Genomic DNA, 16048 nt, shown 5'->3' with positions numbered 1-16048 from the left:
CTCGTCTTTTCAGATTAAGTAATGGATGTGTTTCTTGCCATGAAATGCCGAGGTTTCAATGCGGGTTTTTACCCTGAAGACCTCCCACAACAGCTCTTCGGTGAGGAGCGTTTGCGGTGAACCACTCGCAACCACCTGGCCCTGTTGCATCACAATTAATGCGTCACAGAACATAGAGGCATGATTCAGGTCATGAATGGCCACAATGCTGGTCACCGGCAGATCGCTGATGAGTTTCATCAACTGCATTTGATGGTGAATGTCCAGGTGGTTAGTCGGTTCATCCAGCAGGATCTCACTCGGCGCCTGCGCCAGTGCTCTGGCGATATGCACACGCTGGCGCTCGCCACCCGATAAACTCAGCCAGCCCTGATCGCTTTTATCAAGCATATCCACCCGCATAAGCGCCGCATTTACCCTCTCGTCATCCTCCTTACTCCAGCCGGAAAAGGCGGTGTGGTGGGGAATTCGCCCCAGTTTAACCACATCCCTGACGCGCATGTTTGATTCGGTCATGCCGTGCTGTTCGACGAACGCTACCCGCCGTGCAAGCTGTTTTTTAGGCAGGCGAGCAATGTTATTGCCATCAAGCGTAACCGTGCCAGCATGAGGGCGGCGCAAACCGGCGAGCACACGCAGTAATGAGGATTTTCCTGAACCATTCGGCCCCAGCAATCCCACCGTTTGCCCAGGTAATACGGTAAGCGAGACATTGTTTACAATGACCTTTTTACCTACCTTCCAGCTAATATTTTCAGCAGCAATGCTCATGACCTGTTCCTTGAGCGATAGATAATAACGGCAAAAAACGGTACGCCGACCAGGCCGGTAACCACGCCAACCGGCAGGCTTTGTGGCGCGATCAACAAGCGTGAGGCTATATCAGCCAGCACCATCAGGATGGCGCCTGCCAGCGCGCTGGCAATCAGTAAAGTGCGGTGAAGCGGGCCGAAAAAGAAGCGCATCATATGCGGCACGACCAGACCGACAAAACCAATGGAACCCGCCATGCTGACAATGGTGGCCGTCATCAGTGCAGTTGCGGTAAAGAGGATCAGGCGTACCCAGGAGACATTGATACCGAGCGAAGCAGCGGCATCATCCCCGAAGGTGAAAGCATCCAGCGCACGAGAGTAGTAGAGACAGACCGCCAGACCAAGCAGGATAACTATCAGTGCCAGTTGAAATTCCGGCCAGCGCACGCCGCTAAAGCTGCCCAGCAGCCAGAACATGACATCTCGTGCCTGCTGCGCACTGGCTGACGTACTGATGGTATAGGCGGTGATGGCGTTAAAGAGCTGTGAAGCGGCCACACCTGCCAGAATGGTCCGTTCATTACCGCCACGTGCGCCGTTGGTCAGTAACGCCACAAAGGCGAAGGCAGTAAACGCACCGGCAAACGCGCCCGCAGAGAGAGAGACCGCGCCGGTTCCTATCCCTAATACTACGACGGACACCGCACCGGTTGAGGCTCCGGCCGACACCCCAAGAACATAAGGTTCCGCCAGTGCGTTCTTTAATAAGCTCTGCAGTACCGCGCCACAGATAGCCAGTCCTGCGCCACAACAGGCCGCGACCAGCGCACGGCTTAAACGAAAGTCCCAGATAACGCTTTCATAGATTCGATTGAGGGGCACATCGGTAAAACCAAGGCGATTGGTAACTGCGCTGATCACGCTGCCAAGTGGAATAGAGAGTTCGCCAACGCTGACACCCACGGCGATAACCAGCAGTAACAAGACCAGCGCCAGCACGGAGGAGATGCTGAGTAGCAGGCCCTGCCGGGCCTGTTTTACCGCCTGAACCATCAGTTAAGCCCCATTTTTCTGAGCTGTTCAGCAATTTGTTCTGCGCCATAAATGGTGCGAATGGTTGGGTTCATTGCCTGACCATCCATCACCACAATGTGGCCTTTTTTGACCGCATCAAGCTGGCTGACTGCAGGATCGCTTTTCAGGAATTTGATTTTTTCTTCTGCGTTATCCAGTGCCCAACGATTACGGTCAAGGCTGGACACCACAATGACGTCCGGGTTTGCGGCGATGATGCTTTCCCAGCCCACGGTTGGCCATTCAGTTTCAGAGGTGATGGCGTTATGCCCACCCAATACATTGGCAATAAAGCCGGAGGCGCTGTTTTTACCTCCAACGTAGGCGTCAGAGGAGGGCGATGAACTGGAGAACCAGAACACAAAGGAGAGATCTTTTTTATGCTTGCCAAATTCCGTGCGCAGGGCGTTTTCGCGTTGTTTAAAATCTTCAACCAGCGCACGGCCACGATCTTCTACATTAAAAATAGTTGAAAAATCAGCGATTTCTTTATAGAGGAAGGTCATATCCCACAGTTTCTGGCGGCTGCCGTACATGTCGCCGGTCGCTTTTTTCGTGGCACACATTCCCGGAGACATGTAGCTGTTTACGCCAACAGTCGCGAGATCTTCGCGTTTAGCAACCTTACTTTCAGGCCCCAGTAACAGCGGTAACTGGGCAGGAACAAAATCGGGATTTTGGGATAGAACGGCTTCAAGGGTCGGGATTTCAACGGTCAGCGTTTTAACTTTTTCGTTTTGTTTGGCCAGTGAAGGAAGGACTTTTGTCGGCCAGAACGCGCTGGCAACCACGTGGTCCTCAAGCCCGAGCAGTAATAAAATCTCCACGGTGTTTTGCCCCAGAGCCACCACACGTTCCGGTGCCTTAGTAAAGGTTTCCTGATAGCCACAGTTCTCAATAGTAACAGGGTAAGTCGTCGCAAAAGCGGGACTGACCGAAGCGAATATCATACCTAACGCACTGATGACCTTTTTCATGGAACGCTATCCTTCATTGAATGGTAGTGGCGACCCTGTATCCGGGCTTAACTTAAATGTAAATGATAATTAATACCTTGGGCGCGGTTTTATACAATGCGGAACAAAGCGTGTCAAACGAAGATCTAACGCGCTGTAATTAAATAGTTAGACGGGTGATATTGGTAAACAGCGTTTTACGCAGGCTACAGAAAACCGTTTCTGTTGTTAATGCGAAACCAATGATTACTCACGCGGTTAATATCAGACCACGCGACAACGTCCCGCTAAAGGATTCACGCGAAAATCATGCTGAAAGGTGACATGAATTCTCCAAAGGTGTGAACGCGCGCTGGAGTCTGCTTAGTGTGTTGAGGGGCATTGTAGGTAAAGATAACGAAGCCGCCTTAAGAGTGAGAGACAAAATGGAGGTTCTTGAGCAGCACAACCATGAGCACAAATCAGCGTATTCTCTCTTACGTTACCTTGGTGCGCATAATGTATATTATGTTAAATGAAGGAGTGAGGGCACTATCATTGACGCTGTTTGCTTACCTTACCGCACCCTTTCTCTCTACTCATAACCTGTCGTAACTGTTATTCAAAAAAAACCGGCTGCATTTCTGCAACCGGCTTGATTCAGGCACTCAGGGCTGTCAGGCGTTCAGCAACTGCATACCGCACGCTTCCACACTGGCAAGAAGCACTTTTACATCTTCCAGGTTTACCGTTGGGTTCAGCAAGGTCAGCTTCAGACAGGTTACGCCATCTGCTTCCGTTACTCCCACGTTCGCCGCACCAGATGCCAGTAAGGCATCACCGATGCGCTGATTGAGCAGCGCGACAGATGCGGTATCGCCGCTTTCCGGACGGAAACGGAAAAGCACGCTCGCCAGCTGCGGCTTCATTACCAGTTCCAGAAGTGGCTGCCCGGTGACGAACTGCGCAACGTCCTGCGCCAGCGTTACGCCGTTATCAATAATTTCGGCATACTGCTTTTTACCCAGCGCTTCAAGGCCCATCCACAATTTCAGGGCATCGAAACGGCGCGTGGTTTGCAGAGACTTGGATACCAGGTTCGGTACGCCCTGCTCTTCGTCAAAATCTGAGTTCAGATAGGCTGCCTGATAACGCATCAACTGATAATGATGCGCATCTTTTAACAGGAACGCGCCGCAGCTGATGGTCTGGAAGAACTGTTTGTGGAAATCCAGCGTAACGGAATCCACTAACTCCAGGCCATTCAGGTAATGACGATACTTCTCGGACAGCAACAGCGCACCGCCCCAGGCAGCATCGACGTGCACCCAAATATTCTCTGCTGCTGCCAGTGCCGCAATCTCCGCTAACGGATCGATAGCGCCCGCATCGGTCGTACCGGCAGTAGCAACGATGGCCATGACCTGCTCACCCCTGGCTTTTGCCAGCGCAAGTTTCTCGGCAAGATCGCTCACGTCCATGCGCGAGAATTCGTCCGTTTTCACCAGAGTAACGGAACGGTAACCCAGCCCCATCAGCGCCATATTCTTCTGCACAGAAAAATGTGCATTTTCAGAACAGAACACTTTCAGCTTACTGAGATCACCGGTCAAACCGTTCTGCTGTACGGAGTGACCCTGACGGGCAAAAAAGGCATCACGCGCCAGCATCAGGCCCATCAGGTTACTCTGCGTACCGCCGCTGGTGAACACGCCCGCGTCACCGGCGGCGAAACCGACCTGCTCACGCAACCATTCAATCAGTTTCACTTCCATAATGGTGGCGGATGGACTCTGATCCCAGGAGTCCATGCTCTGGTTGGTCGCATTGATAAACACTTCTGCGGCCTGGCTAATCACCAGGCTCGGGCAGTGTAAATGCGCCACACATTGTGGATGGTGAACGGACAAGCTGTCCTTCAGGAAGTATTCAACCGCACGTTCAATAGCGGCCTGGTTACCCAGGCCTTCAGACGTAAACGCCAGGTTGATGCGCTCGCGCAGTTGCGCAACGGTTTTACCCTGATACATTTCAGGTTGCTTCAACCACTCCACCACCGCCTGGGTGCTTTGGTCGATAGCGTCCTGATAGGCAGCGATACTTTGCGCAGAACCTGAAAGAATCAGATTTAAATCAGACATGTAAACTCCGATTAAACAGGTTTTACGCCGGCAGCCAGCATTGCGTTTTCAAATTTATCGAGGAAAATTTCCAGTTCAGCATTGGAAATTAACAGCGATGGCAGCAGACGCAGCACACAACCATGACGGCCGCCGCGCTCAAGGATCAGACCAGCCTTGAAGCACTCTTTCTGCAACAACGCAGAGAGTTCGCCATCCGCCGGGTAGCAACCCATATGATCCTGCGCTTCGTCAGGTTTAACGATTTCGATACCGATCATCAGACCCAGGCCGCGAACGTGGCCGATGACCGGGTAACGTTTCTGCAGCTCAGCCAGTTTGCCTTTCAGCCACTCACCCTGGCTGGCGACTTTGTCGGCAATGCCATCGTCTTTCAGGATCTTAAGCGTAGTCAGGCCGGTCGCCATCGCCAGCTGGTTACCACGGAAGGTACCGGTGTGGTGACCAGGTGCCCAGGCGTCGAACTGTTTTTTGATACCGAGAACCGCCAGCGGCAGACCGCCGCCCACCGCTTTGGACATCACAATAATGTCTGGCTCAATACCTGCGTGTTCGAAGGCAAAGAATTTGCCGGTACGTGCAAAACCAGCCTGCACTTCGTCGAGGATCAGGACAATGCCATGTTCCTGGGTCACTTTACGGATGCGCTGTAACCATTCAGCGGGAGCCGGGTTAACACCGCCCTCGCCCTGCACAGCTTCCAGGATCACCGCAGCAGGCTTACGCACGCCGCTTTCAACGTCATTGATCAGGTTATCAAAGTAGTAAGTCAGCGCTTTTACGCCAGCTTCACCACCAATACCCAACGGGCAACGGTACTGATTCGGATAAGGCATGAACTGCACTTCCGGCATCATGCCGTCCACCGCTTCTTTTGGAGAAAGATTGCCGGTAACAGAGAGCGCACCGTGGGTCATGCCGTGGTAACCGCCGGAGAAGCTGATGACACCTGAACGACCGGTAACTTTTTTGGCCAGTTTCAGCGCCGCTTCAACGGCGTCAGCGCCGCTAGGTCCTGTGAATTGCAGGCAGTACTCTTTGCCCTGACCTGGCAGCAGCGACAGCAGATAAGATGAAAACTCATCTTTCAGCGGCGTGGTCAGATCGAGCGTATGTAACGGTAAGCCACTGGTAATGACACTTTGGATGCTTTGAAGCACTTCAGGATGGTTATGACCAAGCGCCATAGTCCCGGCACCTGCGAGGCAGTCAAGATATTGATTATTTTCAACATCGGTAATCCAGACACCCTGCGCTTTGGCAATTGCCAGAGGCAGTTTACGCGGATAACTCCTGACGTTAGATTCAAACTCAGCTTGTCTTGCTAAAAAGGTTTCATTGCTTTGCGGTAATGAATTAGCACTCAAAGAATCAATACGGACTTTATCCGTCATCATATCACTCCTACAACCGCGGGTATCAAGAACGCCGGGTTGAATAAAGGTTAATGGTTAGGGTTGAAAAAAACGCGGCTAATATATGTTGTTTTAGCAGCGGACTCAACGTTTTATTTCTTGCGGTTTATTACAAAAAATTTCCTTTCAAATCATACCGTTATTTAACACAAACAACGAAGCCTCTTTTATAAAAATTATTATTTTTTTCATCGGCTTATCTTAAAGAGTAAGGAAAACGTCGATCCCAACGGTTAAATCACTTACTATGCCCGCGCTAAATATACCTGGACGGCGAGCCAACAGGTTTTTTTTAACAACAACGGATCCGAACTTTAACGTTCGGACGTGACGATTTCACGACAAACGTTCCGGGTTGCGAATGAGTAAAAACTCAATTCCGATAAGAAAAAGGAAACCAATAATTTAAGCCATATAATGCGCATCACACCCCGTAGCGTGTGCAGGCAAAACACGTTATCGACAACAGGACCGTACTCCTGGGTTGTAATTAGAAATGTTCGCGGGCGGACATTTCGTAAGGCGAAGTCACCTTCCCTTAAGCCGAGAATGAAAATTTTCTTGCCATCTCGTGATGGCGCCCTGAAATGAGATTGTTATGACTCGCATTTATCCACAAATCGTCGTTGCCAAATTTGGCGGTACCAGCGTTGCCGATTTTGACGCGATGAACCGTAGTGCCTCCATCGTCCTTGCTGACAGCGATGTTCGTCTCGTCGTGCTGTCTGCCTCCGCAGGCGTAACCAATATCTTAGTCGAACTTGCCGCAGGTCTGCCAGGCGGTGAGCGGCTGGACAAGATTGAAACGCTGCGTACCATCCAGTACAACATCATCTCCCGCCTGAAACAGCCTGAAGCCATTGGTCAGGAAATTGATCTGCTGCTGGAAAACATCAGCCGTCTGGCGGAAACCGCAGAGCACAGTGCCACGACCGCGCTGAGTGACGCGCTGGTCAGTCATGGCGAGTTGATGTCCAGTCTGTTGTTTGTCGAAGTCATGCGTGAGCGTGGTATCGATACGCAGTGGTTTGATGCCCGTAAGGTCATCCGTACGAATGACGCCTTTGGCTGTGCGGAACCCCAGATAGCAGAAACTGCTGAACTGGCAGAAAAACTGTTACGCCCGCGTACTGAGCAGGTTCGGGTGATAACCCAGGGATTTATTGGCAGCGATACGACCGGCAAAACGACAACGCTCGGCCGCGGTGGCAGTGACTACAGCGCCTCACTGTTTGGCGAAGCGTTGCATGCGGCTCGCGTGGATATCTGGACAGATGTTGCCGGGATCTACACAACCGATCCGCGTATCGCGCCCAAAGCGCAGCGCATGGAGAGAGTCTCCTTCTCTGAAGCCAGCGAGATGGCAGCCTTTGGTGCCAGGGTGCTTCACCCCCAGACCATGCTCCCGGCGATACGCAAAGACATCCCGGTTTTTGTCGGCTCTAGCAAAACGCCCTCGGCCGGCGGAACGCTGGTTTGTCGGCATGCTGATAACCCACCCCGTTACCGTGCACTGGCGGTGCGACGTAAACAGACGCTGCTCAAACTTCATAGCCTGAATACGCAGCCAGCCTGCAGCTTCCTGGCGGAGATGTTTGCCGTACTGGCTCGCCACCATACCGCGCTGGATCTGGTGACAACGTCGGAAACCAGCATTGCACTGATTCTCAACTCCTCCAGTGCGACCTCCGGTAATGTGGATTCGCTGACCACCGCCTTACTGACCGAACTCTCTTCGCGCTGCCGCGTAGAGCTGGAGACGGGGCTGGATCTGGTGACCCTGATAGGCAACGAGCTCACCCAGGCATCTGGGGTGTGCAAAGATGTCTTTACCGAACTGGAAAAACATCATGTGCGCATGATTTGTCACGGTGCGTCTGATCAGACGCTCTGTATCCTGCTGCCAGCAGATGCTTCAGACAACGCAGTCAGGGCGTTGCATCGCGCGCTGTTTGAATAACGCGTGTTTTACGGGCGAGTCAGTAGCGACTCGCCCGCCGATGCGTTGATACCTGCTTCCTTCTTTAAGCCTTGCCTGGGTGTGCCGCCTGCCCTCTATTTTTGAATGACTAACTGCCAGTAAGCTTTCATTAACTCTTCCGGGTTGGAAGGGACTTTTCCGGGCTGCATTGCGGCTCGCAGGGAGGAGGTATCAGCCTGCTCCAGTACCTGAACAATCTGCCAGCCAGACTTGGCTAGTTGCGGGATAGTCCCCGACACACCTGCGCCACAGGTGAACACGATACTATCTGAAAGCGCGGCGTTGCCGGAAGCTTGCGAAACGGTATCAGACTTACAGACATGCGCCTCACCTGCAAAGGCCACACCTGGCAGAACGGTGAAAATAAGTGCGAGGGCAAGACGTGTGTGCTTCTTCATAACATCTCCTTGTTGGGATTGATTCAAACGCACCATTTAGGGCCACATTTCAGTGGTGTGCAAGCCTGGGTGACCTACGAATTTACGTAGGTACTTTGTATGGACCTTCGTAAAGCGCGGGAACGGACGGGTGGTCTTCATAATATATGCAGCCTTTACATCATTGACTTACCCCTGAATAAGCCGAAAATGAGCCTCCAGGCGACAACCCGAAAACGAAAAACTGGAGTATCCCATTAACCGCTCGCGTCGTTTTTATCCGCTAACGAAACTGAAAAAAAGTTGTGCGTACATGGCAGCGGCCTTTTTACTCGCCAGTTGCACTCCGAAAGCCCCTGTCTCGCTTGTTACGCCACTGCCTCCGGTTAGCACGCATCCTGTTGCGGATAAATCGCAGCAGAACAGAGAGCCGATGCGCGGGATATGGTTAACCACGGTCTCCCGTCTTGACTGGCCGCCGTTAAATTCGGTGAATGGGAGCAGCCCGGACGTGCGTATTCGCCTTCAGCAGGCAGCGCTGATCGCGAAGCTCGATAAGCTGAAAAGCCTTGGCATCAACACGGTCTTTTTTCAGGTGAAACCTGACGGCACGGCGCTCTGGCCGTCGAAGATCCTGCCTTGGTCAGATATGTTGACGGGCACCATCGGTATGGATCCGGGATATGATCCTCTGCAATTCATGCTGGACGAAGCCCACAAACGCGGCATTCGCGTACATGCCTGGTTTAACCCGTACCGGGTTTCCACCAATATCAAACCCTCCACTGCGGCGGAGCTTAACCGTACCCTGCCGCTGAATCCGGCAAGCGTTTTTGTTCTGCATCGCGACTGGATCCGCACCTCCGGCGATCGCTATGTCCTTGATCCGGGCATCCCGGAAGCGCGCGACTGGATAACCAGCATCATTGCAGAAGTAGTGGCGCGTTATCCTGTCGATGGTGTGCAGTTCGATGACTATTTCTATACCGAATCGGCAGGGTCTGCGCTTAATGACAGCACGACGTTCAGGCAGTACGGTCAGGGGTTCGTTTCTAAGGCTGACTGGCGGCGACATAATACCCAACTGCTGATTGAGCAGGTCTCGCGCACTATTAAACAGCTCAATCCCAACGTGGAATTTGGCGTAAGCCCGGCGGGCGTCTGGCGTAATCGCTCTCACGACCCGGCCGGGTCTGAGACGCGGGGGGCAGCGGCTTACGATGAATCCTACGCCGATACCCGACGCTGGGTACAACAGGGGTTGCTTGATTACATTGCGCCTCAAATCTACTGGCCATTTGCGCGCGATGCGGCCCGTTACGATGTGCTCGCAAAATGGTGGGCAGAGGTGGTAAAACCGACGAAAACGCGACTCTATATTGGCGTAGCACTCTACAAAGTCGGTCTCGCAGCAAAAAATGAGCCTGACTGGATGGTGGGCGGCGGCGTGCCGGAGCTGAAAAGACAGCTGGATTTAAATGACGCAATTCCGCAAATCAGCGGCACCATTTTGTTCAGAGAGGGTTATCTGGATCAGCCGCAAACGCGGGATGCGGTCAGCTACCTTAAGCACCGGTGGGGTGAGTAATCGCCCTCCTCCTGATGCCGGACGGCGACTCGCTTTTCCCCCTCGCCCCACCGGGGAGAGGGTCGGGGTGAGGGGAAACGGGCGGCGCTGAGGTATGTTACGTTCACCTCCAGACCAGCTGAACATGCCGAAACAGTCACCCGTGAACGTGCAAAGGGGGCCACCGCGGCCCCCTTTGCAATCCCCGCGGCCCCGCACCGAAACCGGTGCTGCGCACTGCGCTCACCTCCCGGCCCTCAGCCTGCGGCCGGTTTGACTCGCCGTCCTGGCTCGACAAACCTCTGTCCGCCCTCCCTGGCGGCCAGTCCTTGTCTTCCGGCCTCCGGCTCGCCGGTTTCAGCGGGGACTCAACCCCCTCGCGGCAAGCCAGTAGCCTGATGAAAAAAGGTACAGCTGTCGCGTTTTTAGAAAAGCGAAACCGGCGTTTCTTTTAATACTGTAACGTGCAGCGAGGGTGTTGTGGTCCGGCTGAAAATCGATGCGGCGTTGACGGCTGACCGGGGCCGCCCGCAGGGAAGCCGGCGGAGGAGATAGCCTGCATGGAACGCAGGCTGCTCCCCGACCCGACAGTCAGATGGCATAAGGCGACAAAATTGCCGGGAGCAATTTTGAATAGCGCCTGCGCTAGCCCCGAAGGGGTGAGCCCCAGGGATGGGGCGAATAATGCCGCGAAGCGGCGATTTTCCTGGCCGGGAGCCCGGGTTGCAAGGGAGGCGGCGGCGAGCCTCCCTTGCACGTTCACGGGTGGAGTGGCAACAGAGAAAAACGGTACGTAAGGTGAACGTAACACTCCGCCTGCGTTACATATTGCGGTTCACCGCGATGCTATTCACAAGTGGCGCGGCATCAGAAGCACACCACGCTTAAGGTGAATGGAACACCCCGCCTGCGTTACATATTGCGGTTCACCGCGATGCTATTCACAAGTGGCGCGGCATTGGAAGCACTCCATGCGTAAGGTGAATGGACCGCTCCCACTGTGCCACCTGTTCGCCTTATCACACACTCTCAATGCCGGGGGCATGATCCGCCCCGGTAATACGCACCAAATGCACAGTAAGCCATAACAATTCATTGCCACCGAGAGTGAGATCAAGCTGTGATTTGACATAGTCTCGTATCAACAGTGAACAACGGTAAACCTGCGGATACTCTTTGATGATTTGCACCAGGAGGAAGTTGTCGCGGGATTTATCCAGTTCTCCCTCCTGTAACCGCTGCAGGAAAAACTGCATATGGACCAGAAAACGGGTGTAGTTAAGTGATTCAGTGTCGATCGCTTGTTTAAAGTGATACTGCACCAGATTAAAAATATCCTTTAGCATCTTCACCGACTGCATGGTCTGGCCGACGTCATCCCCCTGCGTCTGCCCGTTAACCAGGTGAAAAGCAATATTCCCTGCCTCTTCATCCGGAAGATGAAGGCCGTACTGCTGAGTAATCGCCGCGACGGCCTCGCTGGCGACGCGATACTGTTGGGGGTAAAAACGGCGCACCTCTGATAGCAGCCGGTTTTGGATAGCGATCCCCTTCTTATATCGCTCGATGGCAAACATCAGATGATCGGCGAGAGTAAAGAAAATTTGCTCTCTGACCTTATTTGTCAGCCGGGCATTTGCCAGACTGATGATCATCGACGCCATATCGAGCACCTCTTCGGGCATTAAGGAGATTGCATCAAGATGGCCTGGGTGCGCCGTTTGTCCTTTCTTGTTTTTATGCTGCTATGGCATAGTGAAGGACTTGTTAAAAACATCGGAAGTTACCAGGGGAGAAAGATGAATTCATCCAATATCAACATCGGATTCGGTTATTCCGATATCCCGGCCGGCCACGTGGCCTCGGTTGTGACCTGCCTTGAGATGCACCAGAAACCGCAACAAGCCACCTGCCCCCTGCCAGCAGGCGTGACGCTGGAACCCTTTATCGGCGATGACCTGGCACAATACCGCGCACTTTTTCGCAAAGTGGGTGAAAACTGGTTATGGTTTTCCCGGCTTTTTATGCCCGATCAGACGTTAAAAAATATTCTGAATAACGATCTCATCACTATCTATGTCATTCGCGATCAGGGTCAGGACATCGGTTTACTGGAGCTTGATTTTCGCGAGCAGGGGCAGTGTGAGCTGGTTTTTCTGGGGCTTATTCAGGGAACCACCGGGAAAGGAGTGGGTCGAGCGGTAATTGCGAAAGCCATTGAGCTTGCCTGGTCAAAACCTGTTACCCGTTTTTGGGTGCATACCTGCACTTTTGACCACCCGTCTGCTCTCAATTTTTATATTCGCTCGGGATTCAGGCCCTATGCGTTTCAGGTGGAGATGCGCCCGGATCCGCGGCTGACCGGCCATCTGCCGCGCCATGCCGCACCGCACATCCCGCTTATTGATCCTGGCGCTCGGTAAGCGGGAACAGAAACTATTCTGCGGTGATGACCATCACCCCTGCCGCCTCAAGCGAGAGCGCGAGGCCCTGTTCAACACCAGCGTCTACGACAACCGTGTCGGCCAGAGAGAGAGAGCCGATGACATAGGGTGACGCCGCATTTATCTTCTCGGAGGAAGCAAGCACAATGGTCTCTGCGGCCCGCCGCGAAAAGGCACGCTTTACGCTGGCTTCTTCATAATCCCCGGTCGTCAGTCCCGTCTGAACGTGTAAACCGGTCACCCCCATAAAAAAGAGATCGGCCTGAATAGCGGAAATTCCCTCTATGGCCGTAGTTCCGGTTGTCACAACCGAATGTTTGAATAATTTCCCGCCTATTAATATCACATCAATCAGTGGATGTTCCACCAGCGCCAGGACGATACCCGGACTATGTGTCACCACGGTGATATTGAGCTCAGGCGGCAGAAAGGCCACCATTTCCGCCGTCGTGGTACCGCCATCAATGATGACAACCTGTCCCGGGGAGATAAGCCCGGCACCTTTACGCGCCACCCGTTTTTTGGAGTCAAGGCTGAGGAGCTGGCGATTTGCAAAATTTGCCGTTGCGCCTGAAGCCGGGAGCGCACCACCGTGAACGCGCTGCAACTCGCCCGCTGCCGCAAGCTCCCGCAGATCCCGACGAACAGTATCTTCTGAGACGGCAAACTGCTGACTGAGCGCCTTAGAGTAGACCTGCCCCTCGCGCCGTAGCATATCGAGGATTAAACCTTTGCGTTGCCGGGTAAGCATAATGACGCGCCCTCTTTTTGCATGAGTTATCTTGATAATGCACGAAAATGCCGTTTATGATGTCTACTCTACGTATGGAGGAGCGATCGTGCAATCAAAACGTGCAGAAGTACGCATTACGGACAGTCAGTTGCTGTCCGATAACTGGTATACGTTAAGAAAATACACCTTTGACCTGCATCGACAGAACGGCGAATGGCAACGGCAACATCGTGAGGTCTACGACAGAGGGAATGGCGCAACCATTCTGCTCTACAACCGCGAGAAACGAACGGTTATCCTCACGCGGCAGTTTCGTTTCCCGGTCTTTGTAAACGGGCATGAGAGTAACCTCATCGAAGCGGCGGCGGGTCTTCTCGATAACATGGACCCTGAAAACCGCATCAAAGCTGAAGCGGAAGAAGAAACCGGCTATCGAATTGAGAAGGTAGAGAAAATTTTTGAAGCCTACATGAGCCCCGGTTCTGTCACTGAAAAGCTCTATTTCTACATTGCGCACTATAATCCTGGCGATCGGGTCAGTGAGGGAGGCGGTCTAAAAGAGGAAGGCGAGGATATTGAAGTACTGGAAATAACGCTTGAAGAAGCACTGGCCGCCATTGAAAACGGCCAGATAGTGGACGCAAAAACGATAATGCTGCTCTATCACGTTGCCCTGAAAGGTATTCTCTGACGCGATTCAAAGATATCCGCGCTCCTGCGGATATCTCATTTCATTCACCCTTAGCGCAGTACCGAGCGGGCCATGCGCGTCAGGGTATGCCGCACCCCTCTTATGGCCACACTGTAAGCATAGATATTTTCCGGCAGCGCAATGCCCATAAATCCGGTATCGCCAATGTGATGCATATCTGCTCCGGCCATTTTACTCATCAGCGCAATCTGGCGCAGAGTGCTGACATCGGCGCCTTCCTGCGAGGTTCCGATGGCGGTCATCGCCATCATCCCCTTCGCATGCGCGGCCTCAGTCAGTGACGTAACCCTTTGTTGGCTCATTCCCGGCACGGTGCCTGGCGCGGGGATCAGAACCACATCCGCACCCTGGTCGGCAAACCAGGCAACATCCTCTTCGGTAATAATGGCACTGCCGCTTTCACCCACCAGCCCCGCTCCATGCATTTTCCCGGTAATAAGCAGTGCGCTGTCACCTATAGCATCCCGTATGGCCTTAAGTGCCACGCCCAGGGCACGATTGCTTACGCCATTATTTGGATTCCCGGTCAGCACAATGATTCTGGCACCCATCTCCACTACGGCACGGGCGTTTTCAGGCGTAGCGGCCCGCCCCGCCGTCATGGCCCATATGTCATCATGACGGGCGGCAAAGTCCGGGTCCACGGCCTCCAGATTGACACCAATAATACGCCCGGTCAGCCGTTGTAAAACCTTAATTGCCGCTTGCCCAGGCGTGCCGGGAGGTAATCCCTCAATGCGGGGAGTATGACAGTCGAACATATTGAGCAGCAGAATATCAGCGCCCTGCGACGCGGCTACTTCTGCATTGGTCACGCCAGGTAATAAGGGTTGAGTAATGGCGATGGTTTCACTCATCACTACCCGCCCTTCACTGGCGCGAATGGCATAAATCAGCCCGTGTTTATCGAGCTGTACCAGTTCAGAAGCGCAACAATCCAGTAATCTTTTTTGTGCCATCTACCCCTCTCCCAAAATGTATACCAGTTATGTACCACTCATATACATTAGCTGAATGCATTATCTAACTGCCATTGCATCAAGGTTATTTTGTGATCGTTATCGCGGGTGAGCAGGCGGCTTTTTTCAGCAGAATGGTGACAGAACAGCCAACATGGATAACAATTGGTACATGATATAATGAACCAGTTGATGATTATGTCCTTTACTACAGACCTTTTCAGATTCGATCCCCGAAGTGGTATGCCCCTTTACAGGCAACTGGTGAATGCCATTAAAACGGCCATCACCCGCGGAGAATTACGTCCCGGTGATGTGCTCCCCTCTGAGCGTGAGCTGGTCGATAAGCTTGAGATTGCCAGGGGGACGGTACGCAAAGCGTTTCAGCTGCTTCTGGAGGACGGTATTCTGCTGCGCAGTCAGGGATCGGGTACTTTTGTCGCGCCGCATATCCGCCAGTCCATGCCGATGCTTGAAAGTTTTAGTGAAATGGCAAAAGCGAATGGTGGCCAGGCGCAGAGTGAACTGGTGGGCTTTTCCCGCCGCCCGTCAACCGATACGGAACGGCGTATCCTGCATCTGTCTGCTGAACAGGGTGAGGTGGTGGAGCTGACGCGACTGCGAAAAATAAACGGCGTTGCGGTTTCCCTGCAAACTGCCCTCCTCCCTGCCCGGCTGCTGGTAAACCTGAGCAGTCTGGATGATTCACTCTATCTTTATCTTGAACGGCAGGGCGCGCCGGTTTTACGTGCCAGTCAGCGGTTTTCGGCCGTCGCTGCGGATGAACGTCTTGCGCACTATCTCTCTGTGAAACCCCAGTCGCCACTCTTATTGGTGACCCGCACCGGCTTCAGCCATAACGATGTCCCGGTTGAACACACCTGGACCTGGTGTCTCAACGAGTACTATGACTTTACACTCGAGTTGCATCGACAGGGCGAATAGCGCCGCCGCC

The 16048-nt window shown here is 53.2% G+C and carries 13 protein-coding genes and 1 pseudogene; 5 read left to right on the top strand and 9 right to left on the bottom strand.

All coding sequences use genetic code 11. The annotated features are described in order from the left end of the window. Positions 1-9: 9 nt before the first annotated feature. The 5 genes from eitC to M1D91_RS11835 form a co-directional block, all read right to left on the bottom strand. On the bottom strand, positions 10-771 hold the full coding sequence (gene eitC / locus M1D91_RS11855) for a siderophore ABC transporter ATP-binding protein EitC (RefSeq protein WP_437433921.1): 762 nt from the start codon (positions 769-771) through the stop codon (positions 10-12). Beyond that, on the bottom strand, positions 768-1808 hold the full coding sequence (locus M1D91_RS11850) for a FecCD family ABC transporter permease (RefSeq protein ID WP_437433922.1): 1041 nt from the start codon (positions 1806-1808) through the stop codon (positions 768-770). The genes eitC and M1D91_RS11850 overlap by 4 nt, the downstream gene beginning before the upstream one ends. Continuing rightward, positions 1808-2806 carry a siderophore ABC transporter substrate-binding protein EitA gene (eitA, locus tag M1D91_RS11845; protein ID WP_437433923.1) on the bottom strand — a complete coding sequence of 333 codons (999 nt, stop codon included), beginning with the start codon at positions 2804-2806 and terminating at the stop codon, positions 1808-1810. The genes M1D91_RS11850 and eitA overlap by 1 nt, the downstream gene beginning before the upstream one ends. A 635-nt stretch (positions 2807-3441) precedes the next feature. Beyond that, positions 3442-4905 carry a pyridoxal phosphate-dependent decarboxylase family protein gene (locus M1D91_RS11840; RefSeq protein ID WP_437433924.1) on the bottom strand — a complete coding sequence of 488 codons (1464 nt, stop codon included), beginning with the start codon at positions 4903-4905 and terminating at the stop codon, positions 3442-3444. 11 nt (positions 4906-4916) lie between these two features. After that, the gene (locus tag M1D91_RS11835) at positions 4917-6302 is read right to left on the bottom strand and encodes a diaminobutyrate--2-oxoglutarate transaminase (RefSeq protein ID WP_437433925.1); all 1386 of its coding nucleotides are present in this window, start codon (positions 6300-6302) and stop codon (positions 4917-4919) included. Positions 6303-6918: 616 nt separating this feature from the next. Between M1D91_RS11835 and lysC the strand changes: the two genes are divergently transcribed. Continuing rightward, the gene (gene lysC / locus M1D91_RS11830) at positions 6919-8280 is read left to right on the top strand and encodes a lysine-sensitive aspartokinase 3 (RefSeq protein WP_437433926.1); all 1362 of its coding nucleotides are present in this window, start codon (positions 6919-6921) and stop codon (positions 8278-8280) included. Positions 8281-8375: 95 nt separating this feature from the next. Here the strand turns inward: lysC and M1D91_RS11825 are convergent, their stop codons facing one another. Further along, positions 8376-8699, bottom strand: a complete 324-nt coding sequence (locus M1D91_RS11825) for a hypothetical protein (protein ID WP_437433927.1) — start codon at positions 8697-8699, stop codon at positions 8376-8378. A gap of 292 nt (positions 8700-8991) precedes the next feature. Here M1D91_RS11825 and M1D91_RS11820 point away from each other — a divergent pair, with 292 nt between their 5' ends. After that, positions 8992-10266 carry a glycoside hydrolase family 10 protein gene (locus M1D91_RS11820; RefSeq protein ID WP_437433928.1) on the top strand — a complete coding sequence of 425 codons (1275 nt, stop codon included), beginning with the start codon at positions 8992-8994 and terminating at the stop codon, positions 10264-10266. Between the two features lie 998 nt (positions 10267-11264). Here M1D91_RS11820 and M1D91_RS11815 read toward each other — a convergent pair. Continuing rightward, positions 11265-11963 (bottom strand): annotated as a pseudogene (locus M1D91_RS11815) (BglG family transcription antiterminator); the annotation flags it as partial. 81 nt (positions 11964-12044) lie between these two features. Here M1D91_RS11815 and M1D91_RS11810 point away from each other — a divergent pair. Continuing rightward, entirely contained in the window at positions 12045-12668 is a 624-nt protein-coding gene (locus tag M1D91_RS11810; protein ID WP_437433880.1) for a GNAT family N-acetyltransferase, read from the top strand. Positions 12669-12681: 13 nt separating this feature from the next. On the opposite strand, the gene M1D91_RS11805 is transcribed toward M1D91_RS11810, so the two are convergent. Then, positions 12682-13440 carry a DeoR/GlpR family DNA-binding transcription regulator gene (locus M1D91_RS11805; RefSeq protein WP_437433879.1) on the bottom strand — a complete coding sequence of 253 codons (759 nt, stop codon included), beginning with the start codon at positions 13438-13440 and terminating at the stop codon, positions 12682-12684. Between the two features lie 88 nt (positions 13441-13528). Here M1D91_RS11805 and M1D91_RS11800 point away from each other — a divergent pair, with 88 nt between their 5' ends. After that, positions 13529-14113 (top strand): NUDIX domain-containing protein, encoded by a 585-nt coding sequence (locus tag M1D91_RS11800; protein ID WP_437433878.1) that lies wholly within the window; start codon positions 13529-13531, stop codon positions 14111-14113. A gap of 50 nt (positions 14114-14163) precedes the next feature. On the opposite strand, the gene M1D91_RS11795 is transcribed toward M1D91_RS11800, so the two are convergent. After that, entirely contained in the window at positions 14164-15093 is a 930-nt protein-coding gene (locus M1D91_RS11795; RefSeq protein WP_437433877.1) for a DUF7916 family protein, read from the bottom strand. Positions 15094-15336: 243 nt separating this feature from the next. Between M1D91_RS11795 and M1D91_RS11790 the strand changes: the two genes are divergently transcribed. Beyond that, positions 15337-16038, top strand: coding sequence for a GntR family transcriptional regulator (locus M1D91_RS11790; protein WP_437433876.1), 702 nt, complete (start codon positions 15337-15339; stop codon positions 16036-16038). Positions 16039-16048 lie beyond the last annotated feature (10 nt).

The organism is Enterobacter sp. SA197 (assembly GCF_054131575.1).
This window is presented reverse-complemented; position numbering and strand designations above follow the sequence as displayed.

Coding starts and splice junctions, on each gene's coding strand:
- eitC (WP_437433921.1), bottom strand. CDS start 771: ATGAGCATTGCTGCTGAAAATATTAGCTGGAAGGTAGGTAAAAAGGTC.
- M1D91_RS11850 (WP_437433922.1), bottom strand. CDS start 1,808: ATGGTTCAGGCGGTAAAACAGGCCCGGCAGGGCCTGCTACTCAGCATC.
- eitA (WP_437433923.1), bottom strand. CDS start 2,806: ATGAAAAAGGTCATCAGTGCGTTAGGTATGATATTCGCTTCGGTCAGT.
- M1D91_RS11840 (WP_437433924.1), bottom strand. CDS start 4,905: ATGTCTGATTTAAATCTGATTCTTTCAGGTTCTGCGCAAAGTATCGCT.
- M1D91_RS11835 (WP_437433925.1), bottom strand. CDS start 6,302: ATGATGACGGATAAAGTCCGTATTGATTCTTTGAGTGCTAATTCATTA.
- lysC (WP_437433926.1), top strand. CDS start 6,919: ATGACTCGCATTTATCCACAAATCGTCGTTGCCAAATTTGGCGGTACC.
- M1D91_RS11825 (WP_437433927.1), bottom strand. CDS start 8,699: ATGAAGAAGCACACACGTCTTGCCCTCGCACTTATTTTCACCGTTCTG.
- M1D91_RS11820 (WP_437433928.1), top strand. CDS start 8,992: ATGGCAGCGGCCTTTTTACTCGCCAGTTGCACTCCGAAAGCCCCTGTC.
- M1D91_RS11810 (WP_437433880.1), top strand. CDS start 12,045: ATGAATTCATCCAATATCAACATCGGATTCGGTTATTCCGATATCCCG.
- M1D91_RS11805 (WP_437433879.1), bottom strand. CDS start 13,440: ATGCTTACCCGGCAACGCAAAGGTTTAATCCTCGATATGCTACGGCGC.
- M1D91_RS11795 (WP_437433877.1), bottom strand. CDS start 15,093: ATGGCACAAAAAAGATTACTGGATTGTTGCGCTTCTGAACTGGTACAG.
- M1D91_RS11790 (WP_437433876.1), top strand. CDS start 15,337: ATGCCCCTTTACAGGCAACTGGTGAATGCCATTAAAACGGCCATCACC.